Here is a 19,218-nt window from a genome sequence, read left to right as displayed (position 1 = left end):
AATTGTTATATTAATAGATTATTATTTTTTATAAATTTTTTATATTAAAAAATAATAAAAATTTTTAAATATTTCACACGTTTTTCAATAATATTAGCAAAAAAATGTAATTAAAACTAATTCGTTTAAGAAAAATTTCGATTATTTTGTTTTGCAATAAAATTAAAACTATGAATAATAAGATTAATAAATATGAAGCAATTGTTGTTGGTGGCGGGCACGCAGGACTTGAGGCTGCGTTTGCTTTAGCGCACAAAAAACATAAAACCCTTTTAATTTCATTCAACAAAAATAGACTTGGCATGATGCCTTGTAACCCTTCAATCGGTGGCCCAGCAAAAGGAATAATTACTCGCGAAATTGATGCCTTGGGAGGTATGCAAGGATTTTGAGCCGACCAAGCCACAATTCAGTTAAAAATGCTTAATCAGTCAAAAGGACCAGCTGTTTGAGCACTTAGGGCTCAAATTGACAAAGAAAAATATTCTCAAATCATTGAAAAAGAAGTTGAAAAAGAACCATACCTAGATTTGTTGGAATCTGGTGTTGAAGAAATATTGACAGATAAAAACCGTTTTGTAGGTGTTAAATTAGATAATGGACAAAGCATATATTCTGATGTTTGTGTTATAACAACCGGTACTTATATGGATTCTAGAATTTTGCGCGGTGACGAAACAACACAAAGCGGACCCGATAACGAAAGAACAACTAAAACATTATCAAAATCTTTAAAAGACCATGGCTTTACTATTCAAAGATTAAAGACTGGAACACCACCTAGAATTTGATCGGACTCAATAGATTACAGTGAAGTCGAGCAAGAAATATTAGATGACATAAATCTTAGTTTCTCTTCTCGTTCACATGTCAATGTGCCTACACAAATTGCTTGCCATTTAACATATACTAACGCAGAAACACACAGAATTATCAATGAAAATCTACACAGAAGTGCAATGTATTCAGGATTAATTGAAGGAATAGGACCTAGATATTGTCCTTCAATTGAAGATAAAATTGTTAAGTTCGCATCGAAAGAAAGACACCAAATATTTTTTGAACCAGAAACAGCAGATGGAACTATAACATATGTTAATGGACTTTCAACATCGTTGCCAATTGATGTGCAGGATAAAATTATTCGGACAATTCCAGGTTTAAAAAATGCAAGAGTACAAAAATGAGCATATGCTATTGAATATGATGCAATCGACCCATTACAACTTAAACCTTCATTAGAAACAAAGGTTGTTGAAAACTTATTTACTGCTGGTCAAATTAACGGTACTAGCGGATATGAAGAAGCAGCTGGTCAAGGGTTAGTAGCAGGAATTAACGCCGGTTTAAAACTAGAACATAAAGACCCTATAATTATTTTAAGAAATCACGCTTATTTAGGTGTATTAATTGATGACTTAGTAACCAAAGGTACAAAAGAACCATATAGAATGTTGACATCTCGTGCAGAATATAGACTTTTATTAAGAAATGATAACGCCGACATTCGTTTAGTTGAATACGGTTTATATGCTCAGACTATTTCTGAACAACAATACCAAAAAGTTATTAACAAATACAAAATGATTGACGATGAAATACAAAGACTTCATACAACTTATTTATCAGGAAAATCAGAAGTTGCTCAAAAATACCAAATTTTTGATGGGGTTACATTACTAAAAGTATTGTCTAGACCAGATGTTGACCCAAATGATATAATTCCAGATTTTGAATTTCAAAAAGAATTAACTATTATGGTTAGATTACACGGGTACATAGAAAAACAAAAAACTGATGCTTCAAAAATGGTGCGACTGGAAAACTTAAAAATTCCAGTAGATATCGATTACGAACATGTTAAAAACATCGCAACTGAAGCTAAACAAAAATTTATTAAAATACGCCCTCAAACAATTGGGCAGGCTTCTCGCATTAGTGGAATAAATCCAGCCGATATACAAATGTTGATGTTTCATATTGAAAGTAAAAATAATGAAAAAAATTAAAATCATATCTGTCGGTTCACTGAGTCCCGATTTTAAAAAATTATTTTTACATTACCAAAAACAAATTTCTCACTATTATCAAATAAATACTGTTGAGGTTAAAGAATTTAGCGAAGAAAAAAATATTGAGGTTAAAAAAACAAAAGAAACTAAATTAATTTTAGATTTAATCCCAAAAGATTCGTTTGTTATGATGTGTTCATTACAAGGTAAACAGTTTGATTCAGTTGATTTTAGCGACATTATCAACTCTCACGATGACATAACATTCATAATCGGTGGATCAGATGGAATGGATGAAACTTTAATTAATTCAAACATAAAATTTTCATTTTCTAAGCTAACTTTTCCACACCAATTGTTCAGAATTATGTTAGGTGAACAAATTTATAGAGCAGCATCAATTTTAAATAACAAAAAATATCATAAATAACGCAACATTTTGCGTTTTTATTTTTAGTCTTTTTATAGAATTTTCAGAAAAAATCAATAAATTGTGAGAAAAATATGAAATAGAGTTAATGAACTCTAGTATTATTTCGGGTTTTTTAGCAGTTTTTCTATGTGAAATTGATTCCAAGTGAATTGTAATAAAGTATAATTTCTATGTGAAATTAATCATAGGAGATATAACAAAATGAATAAAAAAATGAAATTTTTACTTGTTGGAGCTACAACACTAACAACAGTACCAACATTGGCTGCTGCCTGCAACAATAAAGACAATAAAGAAGTTGAAAAATTAAACAATCAAATTAAAGATTTACAAAAACAACTTAATGAATCAAAACAAAAAGATATTAGTTTAAAACAAGAAATTGAAAAATTAAACAAGGAAGAACAATTAGAACTAATCTCTAAGTTAGATTTAACTAAAGACGAAAAAGCTACTCTAATTAACAAATTGAATAGTGGAGCTGGAATTGCAGGAGCAATTGTCTGATACATGAGATCCGCAGAAGCGAGAGTACAAGCAGTTCAAGCATACAAATTAGCAACTATTGCTTTTGATAATCTTAAAAAATATGCTGATACAGATAAAATGGACTACAAAGCGGTTGATAAAAAAACTGGATTAGTAAAAAATCCTGAAACTGGAAAATCAGTACCAGTAGTATTTATGGATGTTGATGAAACTGTATTTGTTAATGAATATGTTGAATCATGAATGGTTGTAGACGAACACATGGATTGAGGCGTTGTTGATAAAGAAAAAAATATTACTGCCGAAGATTTTAAAGACTCTGTTGACGCCAAAGGCAAAAGACGTGCCGTTCCTGGTGCAATCGAATTTATTAACCATGTATTTGAAAATGGTGGAATCGTTATGTTTAACTCAGGAATTAGACAATTACAACCCGCCATTGACGGAATCAGCAAAAACTTAATTGATGCCGGAGTTAAAAAAGAATACGTGCATGACTGAATGTTCTGATGCTCAGGGGTTAAGCCATTTTTAGATGATAAAAAAACCAAATATGACCCAACTCCGTGAAAGACCGCCGTTGAATTATTTAAGAATGAAAAAACAACTCAATGAGCAACAAGCAAAAACGAAAGAATGAATGCTGTTAATGACAATACAGCTGGTTGAGATTTCTCAAAATCACAAAATGAGGCCGGCGATAAAGTTGTAACAAAAGTAATTATGAGAATTGGTGATGACTTTAATGACTTCTATGACGATGCTTATAAACACCTTAAAAACATGGATAAAACCAGAGAATATTACGAAGCAAATCTAAAAGAATTATTCGAAAACATTAATGGGGCTCTAGGGGTTAAAGTAACTAAAACAAAGACCGGTGAAGGTAAGACCGCAAAAGTGGATGTTAAAACAGATAAAGTTGACTGACACCAATTTAACGTTCAAGTTCCTGGAAACGCAATGTATGGTGGCTGAACCAGGGGACTTAACTATGGTACTTATGACAAGATTTGAAAACTACTTAATGAAATTAAAAACAACTCAAAAGATAATGTTTCAGAAACAAAATAAATTAAATGGGGAAACCCATTTTTTGTATAAAAACATTTTTCAATTGAATTCGTAATTTTTCTAAGAACAATACTCATTATTTTATTTTTCATGAGATTACTATATCTAATTATTCATCAATAATAAAGGTATAATTTAACCATCCATAATTTGGATATGTTAAGGACACTTAAGGAGATAAAATGAATAAAAAATTAAAATTGTTACTTGTGGGTACTTCGGCTGTATCTGCTTTCCCAATTGTTGCTGCCGCATGCAATAATAATGACAATAAGGATGACAGTAAAACAACTAAAAAAATAAATTTAAGTGAAGAAATAAATAAATTACCTGTTGAAAAACAAATCGAATTGGTTTCGCAACTTAAATTGGATAAAAATGCTAAAGCGCAAATCATTGGTAAATTAAATTCAGGTGTTGGCATTACCGGCGCTATTGTTTGATATATGAGATCTGCTGAGGCAAAATTACAATCATTACAAGCCTACACTCTTGCTACTCTAGCATTTGACAATCTAAAGAAACGTGCAGAAGAAGATAAAATGGACTATTCAGCGCTAAATGTTGAAACAGGTGTAGTTTCTAACCCTAAAAGCGGATATGGTGTACCAGTAGTATTTATGGATGTTGATGAAACTGTATTTATAAATGAAAAAACTGAGTCTTGAATGGTTGCTGAAAATAATGGTAGATTTAGCGAAGATAAAAAAGACTCAGTTGATGCTAAAGGTAACAGAAGAGCAGTTGCTGGTGCAATCAACTTTATTAAACACGTATATGCTAATGGCGGTATCGTTATGTTTAACTCGGGAATTAGACAGTTAAAAGACTCAGTTGAAGGTATTAAAAAGAATTTAATTAAAGAAGGAGTTGATGCTAAATATCTACACGATTGAATGTTTTGATGTTCGGGAGTAAATCCTTACAATGAAGATGGTACATTCGCAACAGCCCCATGAGCTAAAGCTATCAATGATTTTGAAAATAAAACAGACAATTCAAAAGTTTCAACAAAAAACCAAAGAATGAATGCTGTTAGCGACAATACAGCTGGTTGAGATTTTTCTAAATCACAAACAGGAGCTGGAGATAAAGTAGTAACAAAAGTTATTATGAAAATTGGTGATGATGCAAGCGATTTCTACGATGATGCATACAAAAAACAAGCTAAATTCGATATAACAAATAAATTCTTCTTTGACGAATCAAACAAAGATATTAAAGCAATTTTTACCGATGTAAATGGAGCTGAAGGTATTAAAATAACTGTTGATAAAAAGACTAAAATGGTTAAAAAAGAAAAACTAGCTTGACACCAATTTAACCTGCAAGTTCCTGGAAATGCTATGTATGGAAGTTGAACAAAAGGTCTTGGATATGGGTCATTCAGTAGTCTTTGAGAAGAATTAAATGACATTTATTCAAAAAGTACAGACGATTCAGCGAAATAATTAATTTATAACGGGTTTATCCCGTTTTTATATTATGAAAACAAAAAATACACCTTATTTAAGAAATTGCGCATAAATTATTATTTTTATATTAAAATTAAGATATTAATTTATAAGTTATATTAAGGAGATTAAATATGGCAAAAAAAGACATCGTTATTGATGAAAACAAAGTTGAAATCAAAAAAACACTCGTTCTTAAAGGTCAAGAATGAACAGATTTACAACAAAAATCAAAAGCTGAATTACTAAAAAACCTAAAAGTTGACGGTTTTAGAAAAGGTAAAGTTCCAGCAAACATTGCAGAAAAATACGTTTCAAAAGCACAAATTTTACAAAATGCTATGAGCACATATTTGTCACAAAAACTAGATTCAATTTTTGAAGAAGTAAAAAAAGAATCAGATAGAGTTATTGCTGTTAGACCTCGTGTAGATCTAGAAAAACTAGATGAAAATGAAGCAGTTATTGAATTAACTTACCCATTAGATACTGATTTAAGTAATTTAAAATTAGACTCAGTTAAAGTTAAATTTGACTTACCTAAAGTTACAGATGCCGACATCAATGAATACATTGAAGCAAAATTAAAAGAAACTGCACTTCAATTGCCACTTACTGAAAAACAAAAAACCGAAAATGGTGACACTGTTACATTGAACTACAAAGGTTTTGTTGATGGTGAAGAATTTGACGGTGGTCAAGCCGAAAACTTTGATTTAAAATTGGGTTCTAAGACATTTATTGATACATTCGAAGAACAATTATTAGACAAGAAAATTGGCTATAAAGGTGATGTTATTGTTACATTCCCTAAAGAATATCCAGTAACTAAGCTAGCTGGAAAAGAAGCAACATTCAAAGTTGAAATTGTTGCAGCTAAAAGACCGGAAGAAACAAAATTAACTGATGAAAATATTTATGTTTTAAGAGCTGGAGCGGCTAAAACTCTTGACGAAGCTAAAAATGTACTTAAATGAGTATTGCTAAACAATAAAATCGAACTTTCTTTGAACACATTTATTGAAAAATATGTTCAAGATGTTGTTGATAAAAACGAAATTAAAATTAACGATATGTTCGTTTGATACCAAGTTGAACAAAAACGTAACCAAATTATTTCTCAATTAAAACAACAAAATATTAAATTTGAAGAATACTTGAAAGTTTTAGACAAAACAGAACAAGAATTTAATGAATTGGTATTTAAAGAAGAAAAAGCAGGAATTGCTTTCTCACTTGTTTCACAAAAATTATTAAAAGAAACAGGTATCAGTAACGAAGTTACGGAAGAAGACTTAACTATCTGAGGAAACAGAACCTCAATGCCTACTGGTTTACCAACAAGCTTTCTAACAGGATTCTTTATGAGCGACAATCAAAATAAAGAACAAATTAACCAACGTATCTTAGAAAGAAAACACGTATCGGCGTTGCTAGCCGCAAAAGATCCAAAAGCCGGTGAAAAATTAGCTAAACTTGAAAAAGAATTAGACGAAAATGCAGCTAAAATTGCTGAAGAATGAAATAAAAGAGCTGAGGAATTAAAAGCAGCTAAAATGAGTGAAACTGTAGCAAATGCAGAACAAAAACAAGAAGACCTTGAAAAAAGAATCAGCAAAAAAACTAAAAAATCTAGTAAATAATAAAACTGCTGCCTAATCAAGGCAGTATTTTTATCGAAAGAAGGAAGGAATTTATCATGTTAAATATTGTTCTATACCAACCTGAAATTTGTCCTAATACCGGTAACATAATAAGAACTTGTTTTGCTTTAGGCGCAAAACTACACATTATCAAACCATTAGGTTTTGACTTATTACCATCAAAACTTTCCCGCCCTGCAGCAGGAAGACTTTTAAGCGATATTCAACACGAAGTTCATAATTCATACGACGATTTTTTCAAAAAATATGGCAACAAAAAGATTTTTTACATTACTAGATACGGTACTCATTCTTATACTGAACCTGATTACAAAAATGTGGCGAACAATGATGGAGAAATATGAGTAATGTTTGGTAAGGAATCTACAGGAATTGATAAAAAAATTCTTCACGATAATTTAGATAGATGCTTAAGAATTCCAATGGTTACTGCTATGAGAAGTTTAAATTTAGCGAACTGCGTTTGTATAATTGGCTACGAAATTATGAGACATCTGAATTTTAACGGATTGAACTTTTTTGAAACTCAAAAAGGCAAAGATTTTTTGGAGAATATAAATGAAACTAATCAGTAGCGTTGCTAATCAACTAATCAAAGATATTAAAAAAATATTAAAAGGGGACAATAGTTTATTTATCATTGAAGGAAAAAATTTCATTCAAGAAGCCTTAAAAAATGATGAAACCGTTATCCAAGTGTTAGAGTTGGAAAATCAAAACAATTTTGAAAACTCAACAAAAATAACGAAAAACGTTCTTAACTCAATAACACAAACCAAAAATCCCGAAGGGTGCGTAGCTATTTGCAAAAAACCAAATCTTAATAACATTGGAAGTAATATAGTTTTTTGCGATAACGTGCAAGACCCCGGAAATGTTGGAACAATAATCAGAACGGCAATAGCGTTTGGTTATGACACAATTTTTACTAATATCAATCCTTATAATCCTAAGATTTTAAGATCTACTCAAGGTGCTATTTTTAGGATTAATATAGTAAACTACAACGATGCCGAAAACGAATTAAGAAATTTATCTAAAACTCATAAAATCTTTATGTCTTCATTAAACGAGGATTCTGTTGATTTTAATTCAGTTAAATATCCTTCACAGAACAAAGTAATTGTTTTAGGCAATGAAGGACATGGAATATCGAGTAATTTATACAAATACGCAGACAAAAAAATATATATTCCAATTAAATTTGAAAGTTTAAATGTTGCCGTTGCAGCAGGTATAATATTAAATAGGACAAATGGAGGTTTAAATGAATAAAGATAAAATATTAGATAAATTGTCTAAAGCGAAGCGGGAATTAAACGGATATTCTGTTGACCAAATCAATTCAATAATCAGTGATTTTGTTTATTTAATTGAGCAATTAGAAACCGAAATTAAAATTTTAAATGATGCAATATCTAAACAAACTAATAGAATTCAAGAATTGGAAACACAAATAGAAAAAACCGAATTTGAAACAAAATTAATGAAGTTGGAAAAATAATGAGAATTTCAGACGAACACAAAAATTTAATAAATTGATATCCTGGTCACATGGCTAAAGCTATGAAAGAAATAAAAATAAATTCAACTTTAGCAGATGTATTTATCATTGTTTTAGACGCGCGCTGTCCTATCAGTAGCTATAATGAAGATTTTGACAAAATAGCCTCACATAAACCTAGATTGTTTATCATCACCAAAAGCGACTTAATGGATCAAAATAAAAAACAAAAAATAGAAGCTAGATTTAAGGGTTCTCAAATTCTTTGATTAGATTTAAGAAAACAAAAAAGTCGTGGAATAATCCTTAAAAATATTCAAAAAATTATGTCGGAAAAAATTAAAAGAGACAAGGAAAAAGGTTTGCTTGTTTCTAAAATAAAGGCTTTTGTTTTGGGTGTTCCCAATGCCGGCAAAAGTACATTAATAAATCTAATTAGTCAAAAAAAATCTCTTAAAGTTGCTAACTATCCGGGAGTTACAAGGGATAAACAATGGGTGGCAGTTGATAATTTCTATTTTATGGATACGCCTGGTATACTACTGCCAAAGCAAGATAATCAAAAATCAGCTACAAAATTAGCAATGATTGGTTCCATAGAAACAAAAATATTCCCAATTATGTTTTTGGCTTACTCGTTTTTATCAATAATTGCAGAGTATTACCCTGATAAATTTTTGACTGAATTCAATATAAATCTAACTGAATTCGAAAATCTAGGTGAAGTAGAAAAACACAACATATTTTCGCAAATTTCAAATAATCGTGGTTACAAAATTAATGGAAAGATTGACCTTAATAGAGCCTATAAATATTTCATTAATTGAGTTCGCGAATTAAAAAGCGTGACATACGATTAATAAGGAGTACACATGAGTAAATATAAACACAAAGACAAAGTAGAAGCATGAACAAAAGTTCTAATGGCAAATGCCGAACACATGAAATCAAGAGTTAAGCTATCAATACAGTCTGGGGCATTAATGACAATTATTATTGGGTTTGTACTAGGGTTATTTATATACGCATCAGTTGCCAAACCAGCTGCGCCAGCTTCAAATAATAATACGGCACATCAGATTTTTGCTCTTGTTTTATTAGTAATTGCATTTTTAGGTTCAATTTGATGGCTGGTCGCAAATATTATGCAATTGGTGACACTTAATATGATTATTAAGGGCTACAGCGCTGAGGAAGTTAGACCAACCATTTCTAAATGAATAATAGTTGGTCTTGTGAGATATCCTAATCGTTATCTGCTTGAATCAGTTGACACTGAAGAAGAAATGTCAATATTGCGTGACAAAATAGAAAATAATAATACACAAGAAGAAGCTCAAATAACAGAGGTAAATAATGATGTTGCTCAAAGTAATGACAATAATAATGATGATAAAAATTCATTCAAATTTATAAACGAAGAAAACAAAGAATAAATTTAGATTGTTAAACAAATAAAAAGCTCCATATTAAAATGGAACTTTTTTATTATTCGTTATATAAACCAATTTCATCAGGATGAACTGGATTTTTATTTATTTCCACTTCTTTTACTACACCCTTAACAATATGTATAACTTTATGTGCCATAGCCGACATTGTAGGATTGTGGCTAACCATAACTACTGTGGTACCATTATCTTTATTCATTTTATATAATGAATTCAAAACAATTCTTGTGGTTTGTTCATCCAAGGCTCCGGTTGGTTCGTCAGCAAAAATTATTTCAGCATTCTTTGCTAAAGCTCTCATAATAGAAACTCTTTGTTGTTGCCCACCAGACATTTGAGGAGGAAATTTAGTCATTTCTTCCTCCATTCCATAAGTTTTAAATAATTCGCTTAAATCTAGTTTGCGCGATTCATCATTTTGTAAATAAGCACCTGTCATGACATTGTCGAATGCATTCAAATTCTCCAACAAATTATAGTTTTGGAAAATAAAACTAACATGTTTGCGTCTAAATTTTGTAATTAATCTATCTGATATATATGGTAGATTTTGGTCGCAAATTATCACATCGCCTCTTGTAGGTCTATCTAAACCAGAAATTAGATTTAATAGCGTGGATTTTCCACCACCACTAACACCTAATATTAAAACGATTTCACCTTTTTTAATTTCTATATTTACATGTTTTAAAACTTTAGTAATTACATTTCCGTTAACATAATATTTTGAAACATCTCTTACTTCAATAATGTTCTCGCCTGAATTAATTGCGCTTTCGGCGCCATCTTTTCGTCTTTTTCTTTTGCTGATACGAGAAATGAATCTTGCCATTTTTTTAGGGACGATTATATTTCTTTTATCTCCGACTGAATCTAGAGCTTCAAAAATATTATCTTTCGTAATTTTGGAGTCAAGTATAAACTCATTAGTTTGTGACTGAATATCTAATAATTTTTCTTCTTCGTGAATCCTATTTATACTACGATTTTTTTTATTTTTTTCTTTAGCCATTATTTTCCTTTCAATAAATCGACGGGTTTCATTTTATTAACGGTAATTCATGTAATTAGAGATGTTACAATGAATATCATAAATATTAGTGCCGTTGTAGTTAAAACATGTATTGGGTTCAGTGTTAGTGTTAATGCTATAGATGAGACCGATAACAAGAACAGGTTGAATGTATACATAACAAACATTACTATCGGTATTGATAACAATATAGCAAAAAGAATAAACGGAACATATACTGAAAAATACATCTTAATTTTTTCTTTTTGGTCATAACCCAGTATTGATCAAATAGCGATATTTTTTTGGTTTTCACTAATCATTATCGTTGACATTATTATTAGGATTACTAACGAAATAATGAAACTCAATGAAATAATAGCAACAGTTAGAGTTTGTATTGTGTTTCCGATTTGGCTGGTAAAACCAGCTTCAATATCTTTAGAATCGATAGCGCTAGACAACGCAACATATATTTTATTATTATAAGTTTGAGCAAAATTATTAATAGCTTCTTTGGGTTGTTCACGAATATTATTATAGATACTTTGGTCAAATTTATCTTTTGTGGGATCTAGGAATTTCATGATTTGATCAGGTGTTAGAGTTTTCGATAAAACTCCATTTGATGGATGAAATATTTGATCAAACATTGCTTTCATTGTTTCAGGTGCCATTGTAGATACATCAAAACTATCAATACCTGATCAGTAACCACTAACCGAATAAAGACCAGTTGAATTAGTTACTTGAAGTGGGGTATCATTATTCGTTAACACTCCATTGAATTTAACAAAATTATCTGGTAGTTTTAAATCATCGAAGCCTATTAATTTATTTGCTACATCATATCTAGTTATGAATTCAGAATTAATATACGTTGGGTTAATTGCTACAACTTTAAATGTTGCACTTTGATTTACAATAGTTTTATTTTCTATTTTAGAAAGAATTTTTTCTTTAAATCTTGAAACGCTATTTTGGATATCAAGTTTTATTTGACTGCCTACACGTAAATTATTTTGTCTTGCTACTACCTCATTAATTATTAAAGGATAAACACTTTTATCATTGAATTTATAAAGAATTTCGTAAAGATTATCACCATTATCATTTAGCAATTTTACGTATTTAGAATTATTTTGGTAGCCATAAATTTTTATGTCTCTACCATCGTAATTTGACTTAATATAAGTATAAACTTCATCATGATCTGGATTGAAATACACACCACCGAAACTAATAAAATAATCGTTTACTGTTGGTCCATAAATAGGGCCAGCATCATTTAATCAATAATTATATTTGCTGTAATTTTCTTCAAAATTTTTAGGAGGGCGAATTATCAAATCAGGATTTTGAGATTCAAGTTTAATACGTTGTTCAATAGTTTTATATCCATTTACTAAAAAGTTTCTATAAGAACTTCTCAATATAGGTTCAGTTGTTATAGTTTTCATTTGATATTCTTTGCCATCTCACTCAGCATATGTGAAATTACCTTGCTTATCATATGGCGAGCGATAATATTTGAAGAAGTTTACTTTTTCATCATTTTTATTTACTAATGAAACATTTTGAGTTTTTTTATCAATCACTCATTTTAAGTCGCTTTGGGCTTGAGTTTTTTCAAGAGTAATACCAACCTTATCTCTCAATTTATCAATTTTAGCCTTTTGTGAGTCAGGCATAGAATTGTATGCAACCAATCAAGGATCTGCTGAAACACCTGCATCAACTTTTATTGCTGCTGAAAACTGAGTTAATATATGTGAATCATATTGAGAATCATTTATAGACGGTATACCGTTTTTACCATTTTTATTGATTACCGAAGAATAACCTGGTCTAAAGTAGTCGTGTATTTCTCTTTGGGATTCAATACTTTCACCTATAGGTGTATAAATATTTTTATATAAATCATTTGCATTATAAAGCTTATATGGTCCGCCCTCTATTGTAGGGGTTTCCATATCAATTTTAAATTTATAGTTTCTGTTTTGATAAGTATTATCAATAGTTTTGGTAAAAACATTATTCGATGCGATTCCAAATAGTGTTGCTGAGCTTGTCAACATTACGCTAACTGAAAAGGCAATTAATTTTCAAAAATTACTGAAAGCTAACACAAATGAGAATCTACCTTTTACATTAGCTTTTTTGGTTGCTTTATAGTATTGTTGAATAACTTTTGTTTTTGGTAAATTAATAACGCCTGTGATTAATTCATTTGGTTTAAAACGCAACGAGATTAATGAAACAATATAAATTAATAAACTCATTCCAATAAATGGAACAAATACTGTAATTATCATTGTTATTCAGTCAAATTTTACTGTTTCTTTAGGTAAGGTCCAGTAACTTGAAAAAACATTAAGCAATAATAACTGAAGCCTATTACCAACAACATATCCTAGCACTCCTCCAATAATTGAAGTTACCAATGCAAAGACAGTTAGAGATAGACCAATTTGTGTGGCGGTGTAACCTTGAGCAACCAAAATACCCAACACTTTATTTTTGTTTGAAATATATCTTTTGATAATAAAGATAATTGATACACCAACCACGACCATTAATGCCGACATGATTGCTAATGTTGAAATTGAAATTAATTTAATTACTGACTCAACAGTATTTAATCTTAATGCACGTTCAGGGTTAATTGGATCAATTTCATTTGTGTAGAATACTCTTTGCAATTTATTTGAGTCACTAATTGACTTGTTAACAACTTCGGTGATATCGGATTTAAGTTCTTCGTTCGACACCTGCCCATTGTTTTTAACTAATAATGCCTGCTTAATAACATTTCCAGCATAAGCTAATTTAATTCTTGAAAATCCTCATTTATTAACATAAACTAACGCTTGGTTTTTAGTATTAACTTGCAAGTTATTTTCGTCAACGATTGGGTACATATAGTCCACAGTTGTTTCTTGACCTACAATGACGAATTTAATACCATTCACATCTAAAATGTATTTTTTGTCTAAATTGTTTATAAATTTATTTATTTCTAACGGATCTGAAGGTATATCACCATCAAAAATCTCTTTATTATTTTTAGATAGATAAGCAAAGTTCGCTTTAGCAACAAAACTCGATGAAGAGTTGAATACTATTTCTTTAATAGCTTTAGGTTCTACAATATCAGAGATGATTTCTGGAATCATTTGGACAATGTTTAAACCAAATAATGAAGGGATAGATTGCGACTTAACTTTTAAATCATTAATTCTCGGTCCATCCATTACTAGATTTTTATTTTTATCTAAATTGATCGGTACAAGCGATGTGTCATTATCAACAAATGTTGCATCCAATAGATTTGATAAATCATTATACGCATCACTATTGTTTTTTACCAATAACTCTAAATTATTAATTTTATTAAGAACTAAATATTGCAAGTTTCCATTAATTAAGCCCGGCTGAGTTTTTTGTGCTGCTAGATAAGTAATAGAGATTTCAGGGAAAACTGCCCTTAAAACAGGATTAATTAGAGCTTTAGATATACCAAACACTTGAACTGGTACATTTGGACCTAAAGCCGCAGCCAATGCCGTTATCGTATCTTTGTAGTCAAAGAATTCATGTTTTGATAAATAATTTTCAACAAATTTAGAAATCGTGTGGTGATAAATACCATTTTTTTGATCATTATCATTGGAGCTGAATTTTTTGCTTGCACCAATGAATCCCAACTCTCTTATTAATAATTGTTTATTATTCGCAATCCATTTTTTATATTGGGGATTTTGATTAACCAAGTCACGAACATTCTCGTTGATAAATTCGCCACTTGAATTTTGATTGAATAAATCTATAGATTCTGGGTTTTGCAAATATTCGGTTATATATCAATTAAGATTTTCTTCAAAAGGAATATTGTCGCCAGTTGATTTAGCTTGTGATAATTTCAACACTTCAGGATTAATACTGAAATTTAAGAAGTCTTTAACAAATATGTTCGCTTGTTCAAAATTAGCATCGTTATTTTTAAACATTTGTAAATAAGGTGTAAAAACATCAAAAGTTTGTGCTCCTAATGCATATTCGTTGTCAATTTGTGTGGTTGCGCTAGAATCAATAGCAGATTTAACTAATTGTCAGGTTGTATTCCCATCTTGGAATTTTAAAAGGTCAAACAATAAATCAGCTCCTGTCTTGGAATTTGCTGGAGTAAAAATATTTGTGCCACCTTTAGTTTGATTGATAAATAAAATTAGTTTATTTACTTTTTCTAAAGCATCTTTATTTGTATAGTTTTTGTCGAAAACATTAAATTTATTTACAAATTGAATTTCTTTGATGTTGAAATCACTTAAATTAACTTTTTCATCAGGATGTGCTTTGTTTAAAACTTCTTTAAGTGAATAAAGTTGAACTTCAAAAGTATAATTTCTGAATATTACATTTTCTTTTCCTTGCAATAATGAAGTAAAAATACCTAAGAAATCAAAGAAACTAATTTTGTCTTCATCAGCATCTGACAAGAATATTGTTTTATCTAAAATTTTGATTGTTTTGGTTTTCGCAGATAGATTGAACATTTTTATTAAGTTGTCTTTAAATGTTCTATTTGAGCCCTGCAATGAAAACATAGATTTAAGGAAAGACATTATTCCGTCTTTTGGGGAAATTGCGTCAAGAACAACATTATATTGTTTGGTTTCGTTTTTACCTGTTTCTAAGTTGAAAACATCTTCGGTATATTTAACGAATTTTGTTTTGCTTGATTTTAATAACTCTTGATTCAAAATGTTAAAATCAACACCTTTAATAATATTAATTAAACCTTCCTTAACATTATCGAACGCCTCATTGCCTTGACGAGAGTCCATCTTATTGATTATAGGTTTTAGAGGAACTACCAAATCAGGCGCTAAGTTTGATAATAAAATAAATAACAAGGATTTTGGATTATCAAGATTAAGGGCTTTAGTTAAATCTAAATTGTCAATTAAGTCTGTTAAGCCTTCTTTTAAATATTTTTGATTAATTGATGAAAAGACTCATTTTATTATTGTTCCAGACGATAACTTAGTTGTGTAATAGATATTATCAGAGTCTTTAATAACTTGATTATTTTTTGTTTTGAATCATTCGCGAGATAACTCACTCATTTTTTTCAAATCAATAGAATTTACAATTTTAATAAATGATTCAACAACTTTAATTGGGTCTTTAGAAGAATTAACTAAAGCTTCGGCAGTTATATACTGACTCAAATCGAAATTGGTTAATGTCTTAATATTTGCAAATAAATTATTTACTTGGCTAATTAAATATTTTCTTTGTTCAAAAATATTTCCACGACTTTTAATATCTTTAACCACTTGCTGTAATACACCAAATAATATAGATTTTAATAAATCGCCGTTTTCATGATGACTTAATTCATAAATAAAGTCGAACCCTAATTCGGCCATAATTCCTTGATTCATTTTGCCGTTGGCAAAAATCGCTGCAAAATTATGCTGATTTAATACTTTTTTAAGAATTTTAGCTATTTCAATTATTTGTTCACTCGTTAAAAATTGTTTTTTGACCAAGTCGGAATTTAATAGATATTTTTCAATGGTTTGAGCAAGAATATCAATTTTTCCATTTGATAAAACATCATACATTAATTGTGATCTAGGTGCTAAATAATAAATAGGAATATAATAAACGTTTTCAAATTCCTTGTCGTTTTTAACTCATCCATCACCTTCGGTGCGTATGAAATTAGTAGCTATTGTTAGTTTATGTTTATCAAGGAATTTGCTTAATAAACCAACATCCATGCCATCGGTTGGCATATTGTTTGTATATTTAACCTCAAAATATCCAGTATTGTTAGTTCTTTCAACTAATTTATATTTGTTAGCAATTGACAAGATACCGTAATTGGTACTTTGTTTAGAATAATCTTTATTATCGTTTTTATAATCAGCTAACATAACAATTTTTGCATTATCGTAGATTCTATCAACACCGGTATTGATATTGTAATCTTTAACCAACGCAAATTGATAAATAGGTTCAATATAATTTGGATCCGGATATAAATTTTTAAATATTGATTGAATCAACATTGAAGAAACATATGGGTTTAGCTGCGTTGAGTTGTATATGGTTGATGAATTAGTGCCTAAATTACTTAAAGCTGTTTTGTTTGCTGATTCATCAAACAAACCACCAACATTTAATTTAATTCCCGTAATTTCATAATTTTGATCACCTGTGTTAATAAAGTGAAAAACGTTTTGTTTGCCTGTTTCATCATTGATACCATTAACAGTAATAGTTTGTCTCAAACCAATGTTTTCAGCACCTACTTTTTCTTTGATACTGTCAACAATTAATTTTTTAGTTGCTTCATAAGCTTTTGAATTAATGATTGTATATTTTTCGTTTATTTGATTTTCGTTATTCAAAATATCTAATTTATGTTTATCATCAAGTTCGTTAAACTCTCTTTGTGCTTCACCGAATAAATTTCTTTTTTCAATATCGTTAATCGTTTTGGAATTAGCGATCGGTATTGCATATGGTTGATTCAGAGGAGAAATTCTTGAATCATTTGTTCAAAGTTTTACAGTATTTAAATCAGTATAATTAAAACTAGAACTAAGCGGCAACTCAATGTTTCTAATTAAAGTTTTATCTTCGTCCAATACTCATTTATGTGTATTTTCATCTAATTTATAGCCAGTAATTTTACTTTGTTTTTGTTTCTTTCAATATGAGAATGTTTCTAATGAATCTCATTCACTATTTCTTTTGTCTTTTCTCGGATTTCCTAGTGAATCAATATAGGTTTTGAAAGCTCCTTGTCACTTAGATTTTCCATTTTCGTGTTCCGCATACGAGGTGTAATAGTGATTTCTTAAAAACACTGTACTAGTTTCATTTTTGTTTATTCAGCCACCAGAAATTTTTAATTCAATATTTGCAGGTCAGGGTTGCAATTGTAGCTGATTTGTTGTCAATTCATTATCGATGAAAGCATTTAATTGAATTTGTGTTTTTAATGATAACGATTCATCAAGTTTATTGGTTGCAGCATTTATTAAAATTTGCGAGTAGTCAAAATTGGATAATTTCTGCTCAAAAATTATGGAACTAACTTCGCCATCGACTATTGAAGGGGCAAAGTTAAGAGCTTTTGTAATTTGATTTGGTTTAATTCTGAAACCAACTTTATCATCAATTCAGTCAATTCCCTTACCATAATCTATGGTCGCCTCTTTTGTAACGCTGTTAACATAAATATTAGAAATTTGTGTTGCATATAATTTATTATCTATATTCTTTAGCGATAATAATTCTCCGAGTTTTATCTCTTTATCAAATTTTATAGTATCTGAAGGTTTAACTATGTGACTAATTGTTAATTGAGAGTATTTATCGCCATCTTTTTTATAAATTCGTATATTTCTAGATGGGTCTTTAATTGTAAATTTTGCATTATTGGGATCATCTAAATTGAATTCAACGGTGTGGGGTATATTTGAGTTTTTTTCAGCTTTATAAATAGAATAAAGTTTAGATAAATCCTCTTTTGCAAAAAAGTAATCGTAAAGAGCATTTGTATTATCTATACCTAAAACAGAAAAAGGCAAATAATCTTTTTCGGAATTTAAATTTAATTCGTTGCTGATATTATTTAAATATTCATCAGCAATTTTTTCATATTGTAAATAAGGACCATGATCCACATAGTATACAATCGGTTGATATTGTTTTAACCCTTTTGCAGCCAGTGTTTCGCCACTTTCACCGTTAACAAAATATCCTTGATTAAATGCACTCCCTTGGGTAGGAAGGTTTAAATCCACAGATACATCATGCAATTTTGAAACATTTTTATAGTTGTCAAAACCACCAACTATAACATTCCGCACGCTTGAAAGCAATGTAAATATAGCAGAAGTTAAAAACACCAAAATACTTAAACCGATAACAACAACCTTGTTCTTGCTTAGCGATTTAAACACTTCTTTAAACAGTCTTCACATAATTCTCCTTTATGTATATGTATATTTTATATCAATATTAAATAAATATATGTGTGAAAAAAAACACTCACTATTTTGCCATAGAGGCTTAATTTGAATATTATTGGACAAAAAAA

At 29.7% G+C, this 19,218-nt stretch carries 12 protein-coding genes; 10 read left to right on the top strand and 2 right to left on the bottom strand.

The features are described 5' to 3' along the window. Positions 1–170 precede the first annotated feature (170 nt). The 10 genes from mnmG to KQ878_RS01280 all read left to right on the top strand — a co-directional run bounded on the left by mnmG (position 171) and on the right by KQ878_RS01280 (position 10,066). Positions 171–2,009 carry a tRNA uridine-5-carboxymethylaminomethyl(34) synthesis enzyme MnmG gene (gene mnmG / locus KQ878_RS01325; protein WP_216567787.1) on the top strand — a complete coding sequence of 613 codons (1,839 nt, stop codon included), beginning with the start codon at positions 171–173 and terminating at the stop codon, positions 2,007–2,009. After that, on the top strand, positions 1,996–2,442 hold the full coding sequence (locus KQ878_RS01320) for a 23S rRNA (pseudouridine(1915)-N(3))-methyltransferase RlmH (protein WP_216505321.1): 447 nt from the start codon (positions 1,996–1,998) through the stop codon (positions 2,440–2,442). Before mnmG ends, KQ878_RS01320 begins: the two co-directional genes overlap by 14 nt. Before the next feature lie 204 nt (positions 2,443–2,646). Continuing rightward, the gene (locus KQ878_RS01315; protein WP_216567786.1) at positions 2,647–4,008 is read left to right on the top strand and encodes an HAD family acid phosphatase; all 1,362 of its coding nucleotides are present in this window, start codon (positions 2,647–2,649) and stop codon (positions 4,006–4,008) included. Positions 4,009–4,190: 182 nt separating this feature from the next. After that, positions 4,191–5,459, top strand: coding sequence for an HAD family acid phosphatase (locus tag KQ878_RS01310; protein WP_216567785.1), 1,269 nt, complete (start codon positions 4,191–4,193; stop codon positions 5,457–5,459). 137 nt (positions 5,460–5,596) lie between these two features. Then, a complete protein-coding gene (tig, locus tag KQ878_RS01305) occupies positions 5,597–7,105 on the top strand; it encodes a trigger factor (protein ID WP_216505318.1) in 1,509 nt (502 codons plus the stop codon). 56 nt (positions 7,106–7,161) lie between these two features. After that, positions 7,162–7,701 carry a tRNA (cytidine(34)-2'-O)-methyltransferase gene (locus KQ878_RS01300; protein WP_216505317.1) on the top strand — a complete coding sequence of 180 codons (540 nt, stop codon included), beginning with the start codon at positions 7,162–7,164 and terminating at the stop codon, positions 7,699–7,701. After that, the gene (locus KQ878_RS01295; protein WP_216567784.1) at positions 7,685–8,401 is read left to right on the top strand and encodes a TrmH family RNA methyltransferase; all 717 of its coding nucleotides are present in this window, start codon (positions 7,685–7,687) and stop codon (positions 8,399–8,401) included. The genes KQ878_RS01300 and KQ878_RS01295 overlap by 17 nt, the downstream gene beginning before the upstream one ends. After that, positions 8,394–8,630: an MAG0865 family DivIVA-related protein gene (locus KQ878_RS01290; RefSeq protein ID WP_216505315.1), complete on the top strand. Its 237-nt coding sequence runs from the start codon at positions 8,394–8,396 to the stop codon at positions 8,628–8,630. The genes KQ878_RS01295 and KQ878_RS01290 overlap by 8 nt, the downstream gene beginning before the upstream one ends. Next, a complete protein-coding gene (ylqF, locus tag KQ878_RS01285) occupies positions 8,630–9,490 on the top strand; it encodes a ribosome biogenesis GTPase YlqF (protein ID WP_216505314.1) in 861 nt (286 codons plus the stop codon). Before KQ878_RS01290 ends, ylqF begins: the two co-directional genes overlap by 1 nt. Before the next feature lie 12 nt (positions 9,491–9,502). Continuing rightward, positions 9,503–10,066, top strand: a complete 564-nt coding sequence (locus KQ878_RS01280; RefSeq protein ID WP_216505313.1) for a cytochrome b family protein — start codon at positions 9,503–9,505, stop codon at positions 10,064–10,066. A 52-nt stretch (positions 10,067–10,118) separates the two neighbouring features. Here the strand turns inward: KQ878_RS01280 and KQ878_RS01275 are convergent, their stop codons facing one another. Then, positions 10,119–11,093: an ABC transporter ATP-binding protein gene (locus KQ878_RS01275; protein ID WP_216505312.1), complete on the bottom strand. Its 975-nt coding sequence runs from the start codon at positions 11,091–11,093 to the stop codon at positions 10,119–10,121. Next, entirely contained in the window at positions 11,093–19,102 is an 8,010-nt protein-coding gene (locus tag KQ878_RS01270; RefSeq protein ID WP_216567783.1) for an ABC transporter permease, read from the bottom strand. The genes KQ878_RS01275 and KQ878_RS01270 overlap by 1 nt, the downstream gene beginning before the upstream one ends. Between the last annotated feature and the right edge of the window lie 116 nt (positions 19,103–19,218).

It is taken from the genome of Mycoplasma zalophidermidis, assembly GCF_018913985.1.
GTDB lineage: Bacteria > Bacillota_I > Bacilli_A > Mycoplasmatales > Metamycoplasmataceae > Mycoplasmopsis > Mycoplasmopsis zalophidermidis.
The sequence above is the reverse complement of the archived record's forward strand: the minus strand, read 5'-3'. Positions and strand labels throughout refer to the sequence as shown.